1 pseudogene is annotated in these 448 nt (G+C 39.3%); it reads right to left on the bottom strand.

From position 1 onward, the window contains the following. Positions 1 to 236, bottom strand: a pseudogene (locus ACQRBN_RS17450) (ADP-ribose pyrophosphatase); the annotation flags it as partial. Between the last annotated feature and the right edge of the window lie 212 nt (positions 237 to 448).

Below are 448 nucleotides of genomic sequence, written 5' to 3'. Positions count from 1 at the left end.
GCTGGTTGTAGTATTTTAATCTGTTCTTCCGTACATTTTTCTTCTGCCAGTTTCGGAAGCGCATTCTCCGGGAAATATGCTGATTCTACGGTTTCGATATTTTCCACAAACTCGCCGCCCGTTACGGAGCATAGATAGAATATCTTACAGACTTTATATGCATAGACAGGCTGGTTATGTTTCTCTCTGTCCTGGACTGCGATTACCATATCGACAGAGACATCAAGACCAGCCATTCACTTGTTATTTACCACAATTTACAAATCAACGACTGAAGATATAGGAGGATTTCATTATGGCAGTTTCAAATATAAAAGCAGTTTTTCCATGCAGCGTACAAAAAGTATGGGATATTGTCACTTCTCTGGATGACTACACATGGCGCAGCGATATAAGCAAAATAGAGATTCTGAATGATAAACAGTTTGTAGAATACACAAAAGAAGGG

The organism is Bariatricus sp. SGI.154 (assembly GCF_050313795.1).
GTDB lineage: Bacteria > Bacillota > Clostridia > Lachnospirales > Lachnospiraceae > CAMBRQ01.
The sequence above is the reverse complement of the archived record's forward strand: the minus strand, read 5'-3'. Positions and strand labels throughout refer to the sequence as shown.